An 18,973-nucleotide genomic window follows, 5' to 3' on the forward strand; every position below is an offset into this window, starting at 1 on the left:
TTCAATTCAGTGCGGCAAGATTAAGATTCCGAGAAATCAGCGATCGCGTGCCCCAAAAAGTGACTAGATAATCTGCACCTTTTGATACTTGACCTTTACCTTTTGGCTGGAATGATTTACGTTAATATAAATAAACAAAAATATAGTTACAACTAGTTAAACCATTTTGTTTGGCTAAGCTGAATCGTAGCTTAACTCTATGGTTACTCGATTCAGAATCTTTTATCATTAAGATAAAGAACCGTTAAAATCTCACTCCATACTATAAATAGAGGAAAATTACTAAGATGGGATTACCTTGGTATCGAGTGCATACAGTCCTCCTGAACGATCCAGGGCGACTGATTGCCACACACTTAATGCACACTGCACTGGTGGCAGGCTGGGCAGGATCGATGGCTCTCTATGAGACTGCCACATTTGACCCAAGTGATCCTGTGCTAAACCCAATGTGGCGACAAGGCATGTTCGTCCTACCCTTCATGGCACGTCTGGGCATTACTGACTCATGGGGTGGCTGGAGCGTAACTGGTGAAGCTGCTGTAAACACGGGTGTCTGGACATTAGAAGGCACCGCCGTAGCGCACATTGTGCTATCAGGGTTGCTATTTTTAGCAGCGATTTGGCACTGGGTAAACTGGGACTTAGAACTATTTAGAGATCCACGTACAGGCGAGCCTGCCTTGGATCTACCCAAAATGTTCGGCATTCATTTATTTTTATCAGGGCTTCTTTGCTTCGGATTTGGTGCTTTTCACCTAACAGGTCTATTTGGTCCTGGGATGTGGGTATCCGATGCCTATGGTCTAACAGGCCATATTCAGCATGTTGCACCAGAATGGGGACCAAACGGCTTTAACCCCTTTAATCCTGGTGGTATTGTGGCTCACCACATTGCTGCGGGCATTGTAGGCATCATTGCTGGACTATTTCACCTCACGGTGCGCCCACCTGAGCGTCTCTATAAAGCGCTTCGTATGGGTAACATTGAGACCGTCCTATCTAGCAGTATTGCTGCAGTTTTCTTTGCTGCCTTTGTGGTCGCAGGAACAATGTGGTATGGCGCTGCTGCTACCCCGATCGAACTATTTGGTCCAACCCGCTATCAATGGGACAACAGCTACTTCCAACAAGAAATTGACCGTCGCGTCCAAGCAGGCGTTGATGCTGGCTTGAGCCGTTCTGAAGCTTGGTCAACAATTCCTGACAAATTGGCATTTTATGACTATGTCGGCAATAGCCCCGCTAAAGGTGGTTTATTCCGCGTTGGTCCGATGAACAATGGCGATGGTCTAGCCCAAGGCTGGTTAGGTCACCCAGTATTTACAGACAAAGAAGGTCATGAGTTGTCTGTACGCCGTCTGCCTAACTTCTTTGAAACATTCCCTGTTGTCTTGCAAGATAGTCAAGGTATTGTTAGAGCTGACATTCCTTTCCGTCGCGCTGAATCTAAGTACAGCTTTGAGCAAGCAGGGGTCACCGCTACCGTTTATGGTGGTGCCCTAGATGGCAAAACCTTCACAGATGCGCCTACAGTCAAGAACTTGGCTCGTAAGGCTCAACTGGGTGAAGCGTTTGATTTCGATCAAGAAAAGTTCAGCTCAGATGGTGTATTTCGCACCAGCACCCGTGGATGGTTTACCTTCGCTCATGCGGTATTTGCACTATTCTTCTTCTTTGGTCATATTTGGCACGGTGCTCGCACCCTATTCCGCGATGTGTTTGCTGGTATTGACCCCGATCTTGATGAAGAACAAATTGAGTGGGGCGCATTCCAGAAACTAGGAGACAAGTCAACTCGTATTACTGCTAAGGCATAGGAATATATGGAAACTATCACCTACACTTTGATTTTTGCTTGTCTAATTGGTTTGTTTTTCTTTGCGATCTTCTTCCGCGAACCGCCAAAGGTGATCACAAAAGACAAAAAGTAATTCGTTGGCTCTTATAGCTAGACAAGTTACATAAAAATAGCCCTAATCTTTAAAGATTAGGGCTATTGCTTTTGGGTGACTATTTCGATCGCGATGTTTGTAAGTAATCTAAATTTCAGTTGCATCTACAACAGATCTGGATCTGAGTCCCGCACGACATAAAGTTTGGTTGAAAAGGGTATAAATGCTTTAAGCCCCTCACAGGATGGAGCGACAAGACTAAACAACAGAAATGCATTAGGCAGCTATGAGTTCTAACGATCGCTTCCCTCTGATTGAGGGCTATCTCATCAACCAACTGGTCTGTGCTGGCAGCAGAACCCTTGTCTATCGGGGCATTCGGTTAGCAGATGGGTATCCTGTGGTGTTGAAGTTGCTCAGGAGCGATCGCCCCTCGATTCAAGACCTCCTGCGGCTTCGAAATCACTACACGATTACCAAAAATCTAAATTCGGCAGGAATTGTCCGACCACTGGGTTTGGAACCCTATGGTAATGGGTTTGTTTTACTCATGCCAGACGATCGCTGTATGGCACTCTCAGACTACCTTGTCTCTTATTCTTTGGAATTGCCTGAATTTTTGGCGATCGCCATACAACTGGCAGAGATTCTGCAAGATCTGTACCAACAGCGCGTCATCCACAAAGACATCAAACCTGCCAACATTTTGATTCAGCCTGAGTCAAAACAAATTAAACTGATCGACTTTAGCCTTGCCTCTTTACTACCCAAAGAAACCTCAGGGATCGTATGCCCAAATGTTCTAGAAGGAACGCTAGCCTATATAGCACCAGAGCAAACGGGGCGGATGAATCGGGGGATAGACTACCGTACGGATTTTTACGCCTTGGGCGTGACGTTATTTGAGCTATTGACGGGACAATTACCCTTCCAAGCTGACGATTCCTTGGAACTGGTGCACTGTCATATTGCGAAGCCAGCCCCCTCAGCGTGTGAACTCAAACCAGAAATTCCAGCCGAGATCGCACAGATCGTGACAAAACTGATGGCTAAGAATGCCGAAGATCGCTATCAGAGTACCTTGGGCTTGAAATACGACTTAGCAATCGCCTTGCATCAATTCAACACCACTGGAACGATCGCACCGTTCGTAATTGGAACAAGGGATCTGAGCGATCGCTTCTCAATTCCCGAAAAACTTTACGGACGGTCACAGGAAGTTCAGACTTTGCTGACTGCTTTCGAGCGAGTCGCCAACGGAGTCTCCGAACTGATGCTGGTGGCAGGTTTTTCTGGCATTGGCAAAACTGCGATCGTCAATGAAGTGCATAAGCCAATTGTGCGGCAAAGGGGCTACTTCATCAAAGGTAAATTCGACCAATTCAACCGCAATATTCCCTTGTCGGCCTTTGTCCAAGCCTTCCGCGACTTAATGGGGCAATTACTGAGCGAGAGCGATACTCAACTGCAACAATGGCAAGCCAAAATTCGGGCGGCTCTAGGCGAAAATGGCCAGGTGATCGTTGAGGTCATTCCCGAACTCGAACGCATCATTGGCAAACAGCCTCCCGTTCCTGAACTCTCAGGTAGTGCTGTCCAAAACCGCTTTAACCTAATGTTTGAGAAGTTTATCCAAGTCTTTACCACCAAAGAACATCCCTTAGTGATCTTTTTGGATGACTTGCAGTGGGTGGACTCAGCATCGCTGAAACTGATGCAACTGCTGATGAGTGAGTCTCAGAGTCGCTACTTGCTGCTGATTGGGGCATACCGAGATAATGAGGTCTTTCCTGCCCATCCCTTGATGCTGACTTTAGAGGAAATTAAGAAACAGGGAGCAACCCTAAATACAATTACCTTAGCCCCACTTCAGCGATCGGATATTAACCAATTAGTTGCCGATACCCTCAGTTGTACGCCCGCACTGGCTTTGCCCTTAAGCGAATTGGTCTATCAAAAAACCCAAGGAAATCCCTTTTTTAACAATCAATTCCTCAAGGCGCTTCAAGAAGAGAACCTGATTAGCTTTAATCGAGAAGTGGGCTATTGGCAATGTGATATTGCCCAAATTAAAGCCTTAGCGTTGACGGATGATGTGGTCGAGTTTATGGCACTTCAGTTACAGAAATTGCCGCCACAGACCCAAGAGGTCATGAAATTAGCCGCTTGCATTGGTAACTCCTTTGACCTAGAAATTCTAGCGATTGTCTATCAACAGTCGCCAGTGGAAACCGCAACTAACTTGTGGTCGGCGTTACAAGCTGGGTTAGTCTTACCCATTACTGAGATTTATAAATTCTTTCAAGGCAATGAGCCTGACTCGGACGCAAACCTCTTCGCTCCCACCTATGAGCAAATCCCTAAATACCGATTTTCCCACGATCGCGTGCAGCAAGCCGCCTATTCTCTGATTCCCGAAATACAAAAGAACGCAACCCATTATCGCATGGGGCAACAGTTACTAAAAAATATAGCCGACTGCGATCTAAAAGAACACATTTTTGAGATTGTGAATCATCTCAATATCGCGATCGAACTAATCAAAGAGCCAGCCGCACGAGAGGAACTCGCTAAGTTGAACTTCATCGCTGGGTGTAAAGCTAAGAATGCCACGGCATATAGTGCGGCTGTGAGATACTTTGCCCTTGGGCGCAGTCTTTTAGCCAGCGATGCTTGGTTAAGTCAGTATGACCTAGCTTTAGAACTCTATGTAGAAGCAACAGAGGTAGCCTATCTCAATGGGGATATCGATGAGATGGAAAGTCTTATCGAAGTGGTGCTGCAACAGGCAAAAACAGCTTTGGATAAGGTCAAAGTGTATACGGTGCGAATTAATGCCTATACATCGCAGGGACGTATGCTCGAAGCCATCCACACGGGACTTACAGCTTTGCAACAATTTGCGATCGATCTGCCTGAATCCCCCGATTTAGAAGATATTGCCCAGGCTCGTCAAGAAGTACAGGCTCTTCTAAGTAATAGGAACCCTGCCGATCTGCTCGATTTGCCAGAGATGACCAACCCTCAAATTTTGGCGGTTTTGCAAATTATGCATGAATTGTCTGTTCCTGCTTATTTGACAACCCCCAATCTAAATGTGCTGATCATTATGCAGCAGATGATTCTATCTATGACTTATGGAAATGCCCCTAGTTCTACATCAGGCTACTCTAGCTATGGGCTATTGCTTTGTGGTGAGACTGGAGATATTGAGCAGGGCTATGAATTTGCCCAACTAGCATTAAATCTACTAGCAAAACTCAACGCCAAAAAGATTGCCGCCCGAATTTTATTTGTGACCACTGCTTTTATTATTCATTGGAAAGTTCATGTCAAAGAAACCTTAACGTTGCTGAAAAACGCTTATTCTGTGGGTTGGGAAAGTGGAAGTTTAATGGACTTGGGCTACGCCGCATATGTTTACGGCTTCCACGCCTATTTGATGGGTGATGAGTTAACCAAACTAGAACAAGAAATAGCAGCTTATAGCAAAGTATTGGCAAAAATCAATCAGCAAACTCAGCTCAACTACAATGAGCTTTATCACGAGGCTGTTCTAAACTTACTCGGTCAAACAGCAAGTCCAACTTTCTTGTTGGGTGAAGCAGAGAAAGAACAGACCCTGCTAGCCAGATATCAGCAAGCAGATGACAAAACTGGATTATGGCATTTCTTTTTCGTTAAGGTAATGCTGTGTTACTTGTTTCAAGAATTTGAGCAAGCGTTTGCATATATCGAACGCGCAGAATATTACTCATCTGGGGGGAAAGGAATGTTTAACATTGCTGCCTTCTATTTTTATGCGTCGCTTATTCGCTTGGCTGTCTTGCCTAGTTATCCAAAGTCTGAGCAAGAGGATATCCTCCAGCAAGTCACTGCCGCGCAGGAAAAAATGCAGAGATGGGCGATTCATGCCCCCATGAATCATCTCCACAAGTTCGATCTGGTAGAAGCAGAGCGGTATCGAGTCTTGGGCGATCGCATGGCTGCCATTGAACACTACGATCGGGCGATCGCCCTTGCTAAGGAAAACGGCTTTATTCAAGACGAAGCCCTTGCCAACGAACTGGCTGCGAAGTTCTACCTCGATTGGGGCAAAGAAAAGGCGGCTCTAGGCTATATGCAGGAAGCCTATTACGGCTACGCCCGTTGGGGAGCCAAAGCCAAGACGGATGACTTGAAACAACGCTATCCACAACTGCTGTCACCGATTTTGAACCAAGTCTCAACCTCGATTCTGTCCAGAGACACGATTCCTTTATCCCAAACCTCTAGCTATGCCTCCACATCCCTAGATTTAGCCACGATTATCAAAGCTTCCCAAGCTTTATCGAGTGAAATCCAGTTGGAGAAATTGCTGCTAACCCTGATCGAGATCGTGGTCACCAATGCAGGCGCTGACAAAGCGGCCCTGGTTCTCAACCAGGACGGCACGTTAAAACTGGCGATCAAGTATTTCGACAATGCGGTGCAATCGCTGGAACGCAAGCCTGTGGATGAGTGTCAGCATATTCCCCTTGCCCTGATTCATTACGTTGGTCGCACCTTAGAAACGGTAATTACAGACTACAAAGCCCATGTCAGCACTGCTAGCGATCCCTATTGTCTGCAATACCAACCCAAGAGCCTCCTGTGTGCGCCCATTCTCAATCAGGGAAAGTTGGTAGCCGTGTTGTATCTGGAAAATGCCATCACGGCGAATGCCTTTACCGACGATCGGGTCGAACTCCTCAAAGTGCTCTGTGCCCAAGCGGCGATTTCCCTAGAAAATGCGAATCTGTTTCAGCAATCTCAATCCTACGCCCAACAATTAGAACACTCCCTGAACCAGTTACAGGCTAGTGAAACCCGCTTTCGCCATCTGGCTGCCAACATTCCGGGCATGATTTACCAACTCCAGATCGCAGCGGATGGATCGGTTTCCGTTCCCTATACCAGTTCCGCCTGTTACGACCTATATGAGGTGTCCGCCGAGGAGATGATGACAGGCAAGTATAACTTTCGAGATTTTGAGCATGTTGAAGACTCTCCGAGCGTTGACCAAATGCTAGCTCACACCGGACGCACGCTGCAACCGTTTAGCCTGGAATTTCGCATTGTCACACCGTCAGGAACGGTGAAATGGATTCAAGCCGTATCCCAACCGGCCAGACAACCTGATGGTTCGATCGTCTGGGATGGGGTGGTAATGGATATTAGCGATCGCAAACAATTAGAGCAGGAACAAGCTCGTCTACTCGCAATCCTAGAAGCCTCTTCTGACTTCATTGGCACTGCCAATCCTGATGGGCAAACGACTTGGATGAACAGCGTGTTTCGCCATCTGTATAACCTGACTCCAGAGGCCAATCTGACTGACTATCGCATCGGAGACTTGCATCCTCAATGGGCTTTAGATCTTTTGCAACAAGAGGGGATTCCGCAGGCGGTACAATACGGTTACTGGATAGGTGAGACGGCTTTACTAACCCCTGATGGACGAGAAATTCCCGTATCCCAAGTGGTGATGGCGCACAAGTCCCCAGACGGAACTTTGGAATATTTGTCCACCATTATTCGAGACATCAGCGATCGCAAAGCTGCGGAAGTCCAACTGCAACTGCAAGCGCAACAACTCGAAGAATATTCCCAAACCCTAGAACAAAAAGTCGAAGAACGAACCCAAGCACTTTCCCAAGCCCTAATCAACCTCCAAGCCACTCAAACAGAACTGATTCATTCCGAAAAGATGGCAGCCTTAGGGCAACTCACTGCCAGTGTCGCCCACGAGATCAACACACCTCTGGGCGTAATTCGCGCAGCCACGGGCAATATCGTCGCAGCAAGCAGTGTCTCTCTCCAGCAATTGCCTCAACTCATGCTAACCCTGACTCCTCAACAACAGGAGGAATTCCTAAGTTTGGTGAATGCCGCCATTCAGAAATCTCAACCTCTATCTACCAAAGAAGAGCGACAACTGCGGCGACAACTGCAAAGCGAACTAACAAATCAAGGTATTGCCGATGCTAGTAGTATCGCAGCTCAACTCAGCCAGATGCAACTGGGTTCCGATCTCCATCTCTATCAATCCATTCTGCAAGCCCCGAACTGTTACGACATTTTACAGGTAGCTTACAATCTGGCATTGCAACATCAAAGCACCCGCAGCATTCAACAGGAAGTAGACCGTGCCGCTAAGATCGTGTTTGCGCTCAAAGCCTATAGCCATCAAAGTCATAGCGACGAGAAGTGTCTTGCCCAAATCGCCGACGGCATTGAAGTAGCCTTAACCCTCTACCATAATCGCCTCAAACAGGGAATTGAGATAGTCCGTAATTATAAAGAAGTTCCTGAAATTTCCTGCAATCCAGATGAGCTCACCCAAGTGTGGGTAAATTTAATTGACAACGCGATCTACGCGATCGGTCAACAGGGTACGTTAGAAATTGCTGTATCGCAAGAAGCAGAGTATGTGGTTGTAGAGATCGTAGATTCTGGATGCGGAATCCCTCCAGAGATGCAAGCAAAAATTTTCGAGCCGTTTGTTACCAGCAAACCAAGGGGGGAAGGCAGTGGATTGGGACTCGATATTGTCCGACGGATCGTGCGAAAGCATGATGGGGACATTCAGGTCTCCAGCCAGCCTAGTCGAACAACTTTCAAAGTTCTATTTCCAATACCAAGCACCCAATGACTGTAAATTTCCTGAATTTTTTGAGCCGAGCCCTGAGATGCGGAGACACCCAATGCATAATCCCACTATTGTCTGTGTTGATGATGAGAGTAATGTGCTACTTACCCTTAGAAATCAACTCATGCGGCATTTTCCCAACTGCACTATCGAACTTGCCGAAAGCGGCACTGAAGCATTGGATTGCATCGATCAAGTTCTGTCTAGTGGGGCAGAGATTCCCCTCGTAATTGCCGATCAAATTATGCCAGGGATGAAAGGGGATGCATTATTGATTGAGTTACATACTCGCTATCCCCAGATTTTAATGGTCATGCTTACGGGGCAAGCGCGTGCTGAAGATGTTGGCAATGTGGTCAATCGGGGGAGTCTTTATCGCTTTATTGCCAAACCTTGGGACGAAATGGATCTTAACTTGACTGTAACAGAGGCATTGCGGCGCTACGAGCAAGAGCAGCAACTTTCCCAAAATCAACGGGATCTCGAACAAGCCAATCGCGAACTCGAGGCATACTCCCAAACCCTCGAACATCGGGTTGAGGAGCGAACCGCCGAACTCATCACTGCCCAGGAGCGCATTATCGCTCAAGAAAAACTGGCAGCCCTAGGCACGCTCACCGCAGGGATCGCCCACGAACTCCGCAATCCTCTCAACTTTGTCAAAAACTATGCCGAGGGTTCCATCGAACTCACTCAAGACCTACTGGATATTCTACAGCCAGTCATTCAATCTCAAGAGCCCAAAGCCTCCGTTCTCATAGAATCGCTGATCGCCGATCTGCAAGAAAATGCCGCCACGATCTGCCGCCATAGTCAACGAGCCGCACAGATTATTACTAGCATGATGCAACATGCGCGTACTGATACCGAGCAGAACTCCCCGTTGCAGCCCACGCCACTACATGACTTACTCAATGAAGCTGTAAAACTGGCATACCAAGGCAAACGGGTGCAAGATAGTCACTTCAATTTAATCGTTCATACTGACTATGCTTTTGACGTGGATGTGATTCAGGCAATCCCTAGCAACCTCATGCGAGCCTTCATTAATTTAATTGATAACGCCTGTGATGCCATGCGTTTTAAACAACATGAGTTACATACGCAGTCAACTCAGCCCGCTGCGGCGTATAGGCCCACCCTTGAGGTTTCGACCCGACTGGGTGAAGAACGAGTGGAAATTTGCATTCATGATAATGGCTGTGGGATTTCCCCCCAGATTCTCGCAAAAGTGCTTGACCCCTTTTTCACAACCAAACCACCTGGCGCAGGAACTGGACTTGGGCTTTCTATCGCCCATGACATCATTGTCAAGCAACATCAAGGAACTTTAGCAATTGACACAAAATTTGGTGAATTCACTGAAATTTTAGTCGCACTGCCCTATAGCCAGCGCACACTATCCTAGTGATATCTAAGTTGCAAAGAATTTTCGGAACTAGTTTTTAATTCGGAGTTATGAAAAATAAATCAAAGCTGATTTTAGTGATCGATGATGAGGTGGAAATACAACGCCTCATGAAACAAAGATTTAGAAAAAAAATTCAATCTGGAGAACTCAATTTTCAGTTTGCACAGAATGGTGTAGAGGCACTCCAGATCCTGCGGGATTCTAATTTAATTGACATGATCTTGACCGATATCCGCATGCCAGAAATGGATGGCTTAACTTTACTGTCAAACTTAGCAGAGTTCGATCGCCCCCTCAAGGCAGTTGTGGTATCAGCCTATGGGGACATGAAAAATATTCGGACAGCGATGAATCGAGGCGCATTTGATTTTTTGACAAAGCCTATAGATTTTGAAGATCTGGAAATTACGATTAATAAAACATTGGCATTTATCGATCATTTGCGAGAACAGCAGCAAAAACTTCAAGAAGCGCTAGATCGATTGCATAATCTGGTCTTTTATGACCAACTGACGGGCTTACCAAACCGCAATGGGTTACTCAAACAAGTGACCAAAAGTATTATTTCACGACAAATTCAAGGAGGATGCTTTGCCCTGCTGATCCTCGATGTCGAACGATACTCGATCGTCAAATCTGGATTTGGGCATGCACAGAGCGATCGCTTGTTAATCGAAGTTGCGCGTCGGCTGGAACAATGGGAAATGCCATCCAAGGCGATCGCTCGGCTAGAAACCAATGAATTTGGGATTTTGTTGCAACTAACCGAAACTCAGACCAGTATTCAGACCTATGTTAAACAACTACATCAGCTATTTGAGACTCCAATTCAACTCGATGAGATTGCCATATCCTCGCTAATTCATGTCGGCATTGCCTTAAGCGATCTCCCCTACGAGCAATCAGAAGATTTTCTCAGAGCGGCTGATACCGCGATCGATTTTGCTAAACAGGGTGGAGGCGATCGCACAATTTTCTTTAACAACAGCATGCAACAGACTGCCATGCATCGGCTGAGCTTGGAAGTCAACTTACAAGAAGCGATTAAATCTCAGCAATTGCAGGTTCACTATCAGCCGATTTTCTTGGTCAACACCATGCAGTTAATTGGGTTTGAAGCTTTGGTGCGGTGGCAACATCCAACCCAGGGGTGGATTTCTCCCCTAGAGTTTATTCCCCTCGCCGAAGAAACTGGCTTGATTGTGATTTTAGGTAACTGGGTTCTAGCGGAAGCCTGCCGACAACTTGGACGGTGGAAAGCCCAATTTACTGAGGCTTGTCCACATCGTATAAGCGTTAACTTATCAGGGGTGCAATTGCATAGTCCAACCTTGTTAAATCAAATCGATCGCAATCTCAGCGACGCTGGTTTAAGTGGAGAAAATTTGGTACTGGAAATTACAGAGACGGTGCTGATGGAAAACATCAAAGAGGCGGTTGATATATTAGAACATCTTCGAGAACGTCACATTGGATTATCCATTGATGATTTTGGCACGGGCTATTCATCTCTGTCTTATCTTCAGTCATTACCGATTACAGCTTTAAAAATCGATCGCTCTTTTATTCAGGATATTGACACCAACCAAACCAATCTAGAAATCACTTCAACCATTATCGAGCTAGCGAGGCGGTTAGGGCTCAAAGTGGTGGCAGAGGGCATAGAAAAAGAAGCCCATGTGGATATTTTGCGTTCTCTTGCCTGCGACTACGGTCAAGGTTTTTTGTTTTCTCGCCCGATTGATGCAACAGCCGCCACAGCCTTAATTGCGAAGCAATGCACCAGCTAATCGGGAGTCTGTGATGAAAGGGGGGATATCAACGATCGCTGTCTATTTTTTGCCATCAAATCAATTAGAGAAGCCAACTAAATCGGGAAATCAACCATGACGCCGCCAATCACAAATAAAAGCGATCGCTTCCCACAAATTGATGGCTATAGCATCAGCCAACTACTACACGCGGGTGCGCGTACCCTTGTCTATCGAGGATTGCGAGAAAACGATCGCTGTCCAGTCGCAATCAAGCTCTTGCGAAATCCACTCCCCAACTTTAATGAATTGGTACAGTTTCGCAATCAGTATGCGATCGGCAAAAACCTCGATCTGCCTAATGTTGTCAAGACGTTCGCACTGGAACCCTATGAAAATGCCTATGCCCTGGTGATGGAGGATTTTGGTGGGATTTCGTTGCAAGAACTGTTAGCGCGAGAGGGGCATCTCGGCAAAACACCTGAAACCTTGACCGCATTTCTCAAGATTGCCATTCAGATCGCAGTAGCCTTGGATGGACTGCACCGCGATCGCATCATTCACAAAGACATCAAGCCTGACAATATCCTGATCCATCCCCACAGCAAACAAATTAAGCTGATCGACTTTAGCATCGCCTCACTGTTGCCCCATGAAACCCAAGCAATTCAAAATATCAACACTCTAGAGGGTACATTGTCCTATCTTTCACCCGAGCAAACAGGACGGATGAATCGCGGCATCGATTATCGCAGTGACTTTTATGCTCTCGGTGTGACTTTCTATAAACTGCTGACAGGACACTTACCTTTTGTTTCCCACGATCCGATGGAATTAGTACATTGTCATCTGGCAAAGTTACCCGTTCCCATTCATCAAATCAATCCAGAGATTCCACAGGTCTTATCAAATCTTGTCAGCAAGTTGATGGCAAAGAATGCCGAGGATCGTTACCAGAACGCATTGGGACTAAAGCACGATCTAGAAAAGTGTCTAGCAACAAGTCCACTGGAGCTATTTACCCTAGGTCAGCAAGATATTAGCGATCGCTTTCTAATTCCAGAGAAACTTTACGGAAGAGAAACGGAAGTAGCCAGCCTCCTAGCCACCTTTGACCGAGTATCCCAAGGCAGTAGCGAAATGATGCTAGTGGCAGGTTTCTCAGGTATCGGCAAAACCGCCGTAGTGAACGAAGTCCACAAACCAATTGTCAGACAGCGCGGCTATTTTATTAAAGGCAAGTTCGATCAGTTTCAGCGCAATATTCCCTTTAGTGCTTTTGTGCAAGCCTTCCGCGACTTGATGGGGCAATTGATCTCAGAGTCCGATGCACAGCTACAAACATGGAAAGATCGAATTCTCGAAGCGATCGGTGAAAACGGGCAGGTTTTGATCGAGGTGATTCCCGAACTAGAACTTATTATCGGCAATCAACCACCAGCACCAGAGCTATCTGGCAATGCCATCCAAAATCGCTTCAATCTATTGATCCAGAAGTTTGTGCGAGTATTTACCACTGCCAAACATCCCTTAGTTCTATTTCTGGATGATTTGCAGTGGGCAGATCTAGCCTCCTTAAAATTATTACAACTGTTGATGCAGGATACGGGACATCTATTGGTGTTGGGTGCTTATCGCGATAACGAGGTCTCGCCAGTGCATCCGTTTATGTTGACCGTGGATGAGATCGTTAAGGCGGGAGCAACTGTAAATACAATTTCTTTACCACCTTTGAAGCAAAAGGATCTAAATCAGTTGGTGGCAGACACCTTGATTTGCGATTTATCCAGCGCCAAACCTTTGACAGAATTGGTGTATCAAAAGACTAAAGGAAATCCCTTTTTCTCGACGCAGTTCCTCAAAGCTTTATATAAAGAAAATAGCATTACCTTTAATTGGGACTTGCAGCATTGGCAATGTGATATTGCACAAGCGAGACTGACTCACGTCGATGATGTGGTCGAGTTTATGGCAACACAATTGCAGAAGTTGTCAGTAGAAACTCAAGATATCCTCAAAGTAGCAGCTTGTATTGGTGCACAGTTCGATCTGCAGACCTTAGCGATCGCTTCCCAACAATCTCCACAAAATACGGCGACAGCGTTATGGCAAGCATTACAAGAGGGTTTAATTATTCCCACGACAGAAACTTATAAGTTCTTTACACAATCCGAAGTGAATTCTATTGCCCAAACTGATGCGAATGCTACTTATAAATTTCTGCACGATCGCGTTCAGCAAGCCGCCTATACTCTCATTCCTCTAGAGCAAAAACAAGCAACCCACCTCAAAATCGGGCGGCTTTTGTTATCTAATACCACGGAGCACAAACTGCAAGAAAGTGTTTTTGAAATTACCTATCAATTGAATCGGGGAATCGAGTTGATAACCGACCCAATGGAACAGAAAGTACTGGCTCAGTTAAATCTAATAGCTGGTTGCAAAGCAAAAGCCTCCGCCGCCTTTCAATCTGCTTATAACTACGCTGAGATAGGGCTTAAGTCTTTGGGTAGTGCCGCTTGGCAGCGACAATATGACATGACCTTGAGTTTGCACAAATTAGCGGCGGAAATGGCATCAATCTGTGGAGAATTTGACCGTATGGATGAGTGGATTGATGCCGTGATGAGCCATACCAAAACTCCCCTAGATCGAGTGGAAGTTTGCATCGTGAAAATTCAAGCACTATCGCCTCAAAACCAACACTCAGCAGCAATAGCTGTAGGGCGATCGCTCCTGCAAGAATTAGGGGTAGAGTTTCCTGACATCCCTACCACAGAAGATATTCAGCAGATCGTACAGAAAATTAATACCTCGATCGGCGATCGTCCGATTGCATCGTTATTTCACCAACCCGTGATGGTGGATGCTGAGAAACTTGCCATCATCAAGGTGTTAGCAGCTATTGTGCCAGCTTGTTATCACATTGGTTCGCCACTATTTCCGCTGGTTGTAGCTTCACAGGTCAATTTATCGATCCAGTATGGCAACAGTGCTACTTCCGCCTATAGCTATGGGTGTTATGGCATTTTCCTCAATAACTTTCTCCAAGATGTGACGGCAGCTAACCAGTTTAGCCAATTAGCGTATCGTCTGGTCTCGATGGCGGATGCCAAAAATATTCGCGCTGAAACCTTGGTTCCGATCGCCCTCTTTTTGCATCATCGTCAGTCTCACTTACGAGAGACTCTCCCCATTTTTCAGGCAGGTTATCTAGCTGGAATTGAAACAGGCAAGTTCGAGTATGTGGGATTTCACGGGCATGGCTTTTGTTTCCATGCCTATTGGTGCGGTCAACCGTTAACGGAGTTGGAACTCCAAATTCGGATATACCATCAACAATTGCTCTCATTTAATCAACTCAGAATAGTAGACACTTGTGCCGTTCTTTGGAAAACCGTCTTAGATCTCCTAGGAAATCCCGATCGGATAGAGATTAACTTTGAACAGGCTCCAGATGAGGAGGATCTCTTGTCTCAGGCTCTCGCCATTGGCGATTTAACCTTGGTATTTCTTTTTTATCTATACAGAGCGTCGTTAAGTTACCTATTAGAAAATATTGCCCAAGCGATCGCAGATATGGAGCAAGCTAGAAAGTACATTGTAGGAGGTAAAGGATTTATTTGCGAAGCTATTGAATATTTCTATGACTCTCTGATCGTCCTTGCCACTGTCCCCGAAAAGATTGACTTAACGGCACAACAGCAGCGAGTTCAGGAGAATCAAGCCAAGTTACAACCTTGGGCAGAGCAGGCTCCAATGAACCATTTGCACAAGTGGCAGTTGGTCGAAGCCGAGAAATATCGGGTTTTGGCTAATCGCGTTGAGGCAATAGAACTATACGATCGCGCGATCGCTGGTGCAAAAGAAAACGGCTACATCCAAGAAGAAGCGCTTGCCAACGAACTCGCTGCGAAGTTTTATCTCGCTTGGGGTAAAGAAAAAATCGCTCAAGTCTATATGATTGAGGCATATTATTGCTATGCGCGTTGGGGTGCAGCAGCCAAAGTCAACGACCTAGAAAACCGCTATCCCCAACTACTCGCACCTATTCTTCAGAAAGCTAACTCCTTTAGCTCTGACAAAAAATCTACTAGCTCCTCTAGCAAATCCTATGAAGCACTAGATCTAGCCACTCTTCTCAAAGCCTCTCAAGCAATTTCTGAAGAAATTGAACTTGATAAACTCTTGGCAAAGCTTTTAGATATTGCGATCGCTAACGCTGGCGCAGATAAATGTGTCTTACTGCTGCGAGTAGAGCAGGAATTACAAACCGTGGCTCTAGGGTCATCTGGACAGCAACCGCAAATCTTATCCTCACCGATATCCCTAGAATCAAGCGAAGATGTAGCAATTAGTTTAGTCAATCAGGTCAAGCATAGTTTAGAGCCGTTAGTTCTAAATGATGTGCGAGAAGATGTTAAATTTGCAGGCGATCGCTACATCATCCAACATCAACCCAAAAGTATTCTATGCTCCCCCATACTGAAACAAGGACAGTTAAAGGGAATTTTATATCTGGAAAACAGTTTGACCGTGGGGGCGTTTACTAGCGATCGGCTAGAACTTCTAAACTTAATTTGTTCTCAAGCCGCGATTTCCATAGAAAACGCCCAACTCTATCAAACACTGTACGAGAGCGAGAATAAATTTAGAAGTCTAGTGGAAGGAGCCAACGATACGATCTGGGCTGCACGAGCAGACAGCACGTTGACCTATCTCTCTCCCCAATTTCAGTCCATGTTTGGGCTATCTACATCTGAATGGGTAGGACAATCCTTTGCAAAATTGATCCATCCCGATGACTTGGAAAAAACTGTTGCGTCTTCTAAATTTTCGTTAGAGCAATTAGAAAGTTTATCTAACATAGAGTTTCGTCACTTATGCCAAGACGGTAGTTATCTATGGGTAATGGTGAATATAACGCCCATCACAGATAATGAAGGTAAAGCGATCGGGCTGCAAGGTATTTTGAGGGACATCAGCGATCGCAAAAATTTAGAAAGAGAACAAGCCCGTTTGTTGGGAATTCTTGAAGCATCATCAGACTATATTGGTACAGCTAGTCTAGATGGTGAAATTACTTGGACAAATCAAAGATTACGCCAACTTCTAAAACTGGAGGAAAACGAAGCTCTAGCATGTCATCGGATACAAGATTTCCATCCTCAATGGGTCTTAGATCTATTCTACCGAGAAGTATTCCCTCAAGCAATTCAACAAGGTTATTGGACTGGAGAAACAGCAATATTGACTCCAGAAGGACAAGAGATTCCTGTATCGCAAGTTTTGATGGCGCATAAAGCCCCAACTGGCGAACTGGAATACCTATCGACGATTATGCGTGATATCAGCGATCGCAAACATGCAGAAATTGCACTACGCGAATCTCAACTGTTCCTCCAAACTGTAATTGACACTTTCCCCCTTGTCGTATTTTGGAAAGATCGACAGTCTGTCTATTTAGGTTGCAACCTAAAATCTGCGATCGCTTGCGGTTTGGACTCCCCCGCAGACATTATCGGCAAGACCGACTACGATATGCCTTGGGCTGAAACCGAAGCCGATATCTATCGCGCTGGCGATCGTAAAGTCATGGACTCTGGCGAAGCCAAACTTGGCATTATCGAGACTCAAGTGCGTGCAGATGGCTCAAAGATCTGGATTGAAACCAACAAGTTGCCTTTATATAACCTTAACGGTGAGGTAATTGGCATACTGGGGACTTATCAAAATATTACCGATCGCAAAAAAGCTGAAGAGGATGTGCGAGATAGCGAAGAACGCCTGCGTCTTGCACTAATGGCTGCGAATCAGGGACTATACGACCTCAATCTGCAAACTGGCGAAGCGATCGTCAGCACTGAATATGCCACCATGCTGGGGTACGATCCAGCCGAATTCCATGAAACAAACGCCAAGTGGATTGAACGGCTGCATCCAGACGATCTAGAGCGAGTTGCAGGTACTTATCGAGCATATGTGAATGGAGAAGTAGCCAATTACATAGTAGAATTTCGACAACGCACCAAAAATGGCGACTGGCAATGGATTCTCTCGCTAGGCAAAATTGTCGAACGGGACGAGTTTGGGCAACCCTTACGGATGTTAGGAACTCACACAGACATTAGCGATCGCAAAGCTGCGGAAGCCCAACTCCAACAACAGGCAAAACAACTCGAAGAATATACCCAAACCCTAGAGCAGAGAGTAGAAGAACGCACCCTGGAACTTTCGCAGGCATTATCCAATCTTCAATCTACGCAAGCAGAACTGATTCATTCCGAAAAGATGGCAGCCTTAGGGCAACTCACTGCCAGCGTCGCCCACGAGATCAACACGCCTCTAGGTGTGATTCGCGCCGCTACAGGCAATATCGTCGCAGCAAGCAAAGTCTCACTTCAGCAATTGCCCCAACTCATGCAAAGCCTGACTCCCCTACAACAGGAGGAGTTCCTGAGTTTGGTGAATGCCGCCCTTCAGAAAATACAGCCTCTATCTACCAGAGAAGAGCGACAACTGCGGCGACAACTGCTAAGCGAACTAGACACCCAAGGTATTGCCAACGCACCCAGTATCGCGAACCAACTCAGTCAGATGCAACAGGGTCTAGATTTGCATCTTTATCAATCCATTCTGCAAGACCCGAACTGTTACGATATCTTACAGGTGGCACACAAACTGGTATTGCAACATCAAAACACTCGCAGCATTCAACAGGAAGTAGACCGCGCTGCTAAGATCGTGTTTGCGCTCAAAGCCTATAGCCATCAAAGTCAAAACAACGAGAAGTGTCTTGCCAATATTAACGATGGCATTGAGGTAGCTCTGACGCTCTACCAAAGCCGTCTGAAACAAGGGATTGAAGTCATCCGCCGCTATGACGAAATCCCAGCTATTCTCTGCGATCCTGACGAACTCACGCAAGTGTGGGTAAATTTAATAGATAATGCGATCTATGCCATGGGGCAGGTGGGTACGCTAGAAATTTCAATAGCACAGCAAACAGACTGTGTCGTTGTTGAAATTACGGATTCTGGCGGTGGAATTCCCGATGAAATCCTACCTCGACTTTTTGAGCCATTTTTTACAACAAAGCCGAGAGGTGAAGGCAGTGGACTAGGACTAGATATTGTGCGGCAAATTGTCCTAAAACATGGAGGCGAGATTCGAGCACACAGTCAAAAAGGACAAACTACCTTTCGGGTGGTACTACCCTACGAATACCTGTAACGACTATCAAAAA

6 protein-coding genes are annotated in these 18,973 nt (G+C 45.9%); all 6 read left to right on the forward strand.

The genetic code is table 11. The annotated features are described in order from the left end of the window. The first annotated feature begins 287 nt into the window (after window positions 1-287). The 6 genes from psbB (at window position 288) to ACP2WE_RS06185 (ending at window position 18,960) form a co-directional block, all read left to right on the forward strand. Window positions 288-1,820 (forward strand): photosystem II chlorophyll-binding protein CP47, encoded by a 1,533-nt coding sequence (gene psbB, locus ACP2WE_RS06160; protein ID WP_425214717.1) that lies wholly within the window; start codon window positions 288-290, stop codon window positions 1,818-1,820. A 6-nt stretch (window positions 1,821-1,826) separates the two neighbouring features. Further along, window positions 1,827-1,934: a photosystem II reaction center protein T gene (locus ACP2WE_RS06165; RefSeq protein WP_330485794.1), complete on the forward strand. Its 108-nt coding sequence runs from the start codon at window positions 1,827-1,829 to the stop codon at window positions 1,932-1,934. 247 nt (window positions 1,935-2,181) lie between these two features. After that, window positions 2,182-8,568, forward strand: a complete 6,387-nt coding sequence (locus ACP2WE_RS06170; protein ID WP_425214718.1) for an ATP-binding sensor histidine kinase — start codon at window positions 2,182-2,184, stop codon at window positions 8,566-8,568. Between the two features lie 52 nt (window positions 8,569-8,620). Beyond that, the gene (locus tag ACP2WE_RS06175; RefSeq protein ID WP_425214719.1) at window positions 8,621-9,973 is read left to right on the forward strand and encodes a hybrid sensor histidine kinase/response regulator; all 1,353 of its coding nucleotides are present in this window, start codon (window positions 8,621-8,623) and stop codon (window positions 9,971-9,973) included. Between the two features lie 50 nt (window positions 9,974-10,023). Continuing rightward, window positions 10,024-11,766 (forward strand): putative bifunctional diguanylate cyclase/phosphodiesterase, encoded by a 1,743-nt coding sequence (locus ACP2WE_RS06180; protein WP_425214720.1) that lies wholly within the window; start codon window positions 10,024-10,026, stop codon window positions 11,764-11,766. Window positions 11,767-11,862: 96 nt separating this feature from the next. Further along, complete coding sequence (locus tag ACP2WE_RS06185) at window positions 11,863-18,960, forward strand: PAS domain S-box protein (RefSeq protein WP_425214721.1); 7,098 nt, start codon at window positions 11,863-11,865, stop codon at window positions 18,958-18,960. The last annotated feature ends 13 nt before the right edge of the window (window positions 18,961-18,973 follow it).

The organism is Tumidithrix helvetica PCC 7403 (genome assembly GCF_965232925.1).
In the GTDB taxonomy this organism is placed as follows: domain Bacteria; phylum Cyanobacteriota; class Cyanobacteriia; order Pseudanabaenales; family Pseudanabaenaceae; genus Tumidithrix; species Tumidithrix helvetica.

What these genes read in the sequence shown, in the direction of transcription:
- ACP2WE_RS06165 (WP_330485794.1), top strand. Translation starts at nt 1,827, where the DNA reads ATGGAAACTATCACCTACACTTTGATTTTTGCTTGTCTAATTGGTTTG.
- ACP2WE_RS06180 (WP_425214720.1), top strand. Translation starts at nt 10,024, where the DNA reads ATGAAAAATAAATCAAAGCTGATTTTAGTGATCGATGATGAGGTGGAA.
- ACP2WE_RS06170 (WP_425214718.1), top strand. Translation starts at nt 2,182, where the DNA reads ATGAGTTCTAACGATCGCTTCCCTCTGATTGAGGGCTATCTCATCAAC.
- psbB (WP_425214717.1), top strand. Translation starts at nt 288, where the DNA reads ATGGGATTACCTTGGTATCGAGTGCATACAGTCCTCCTGAACGATCCA.
- ACP2WE_RS06175 (WP_425214719.1), top strand. Translation starts at nt 8,621, where the DNA reads ATGCATAATCCCACTATTGTCTGTGTTGATGATGAGAGTAATGTGCTA.
- ACP2WE_RS06185 (WP_425214721.1), top strand. Translation starts at nt 11,863, where the DNA reads ATGACGCCGCCAATCACAAATAAAAGCGATCGCTTCCCACAAATTGAT.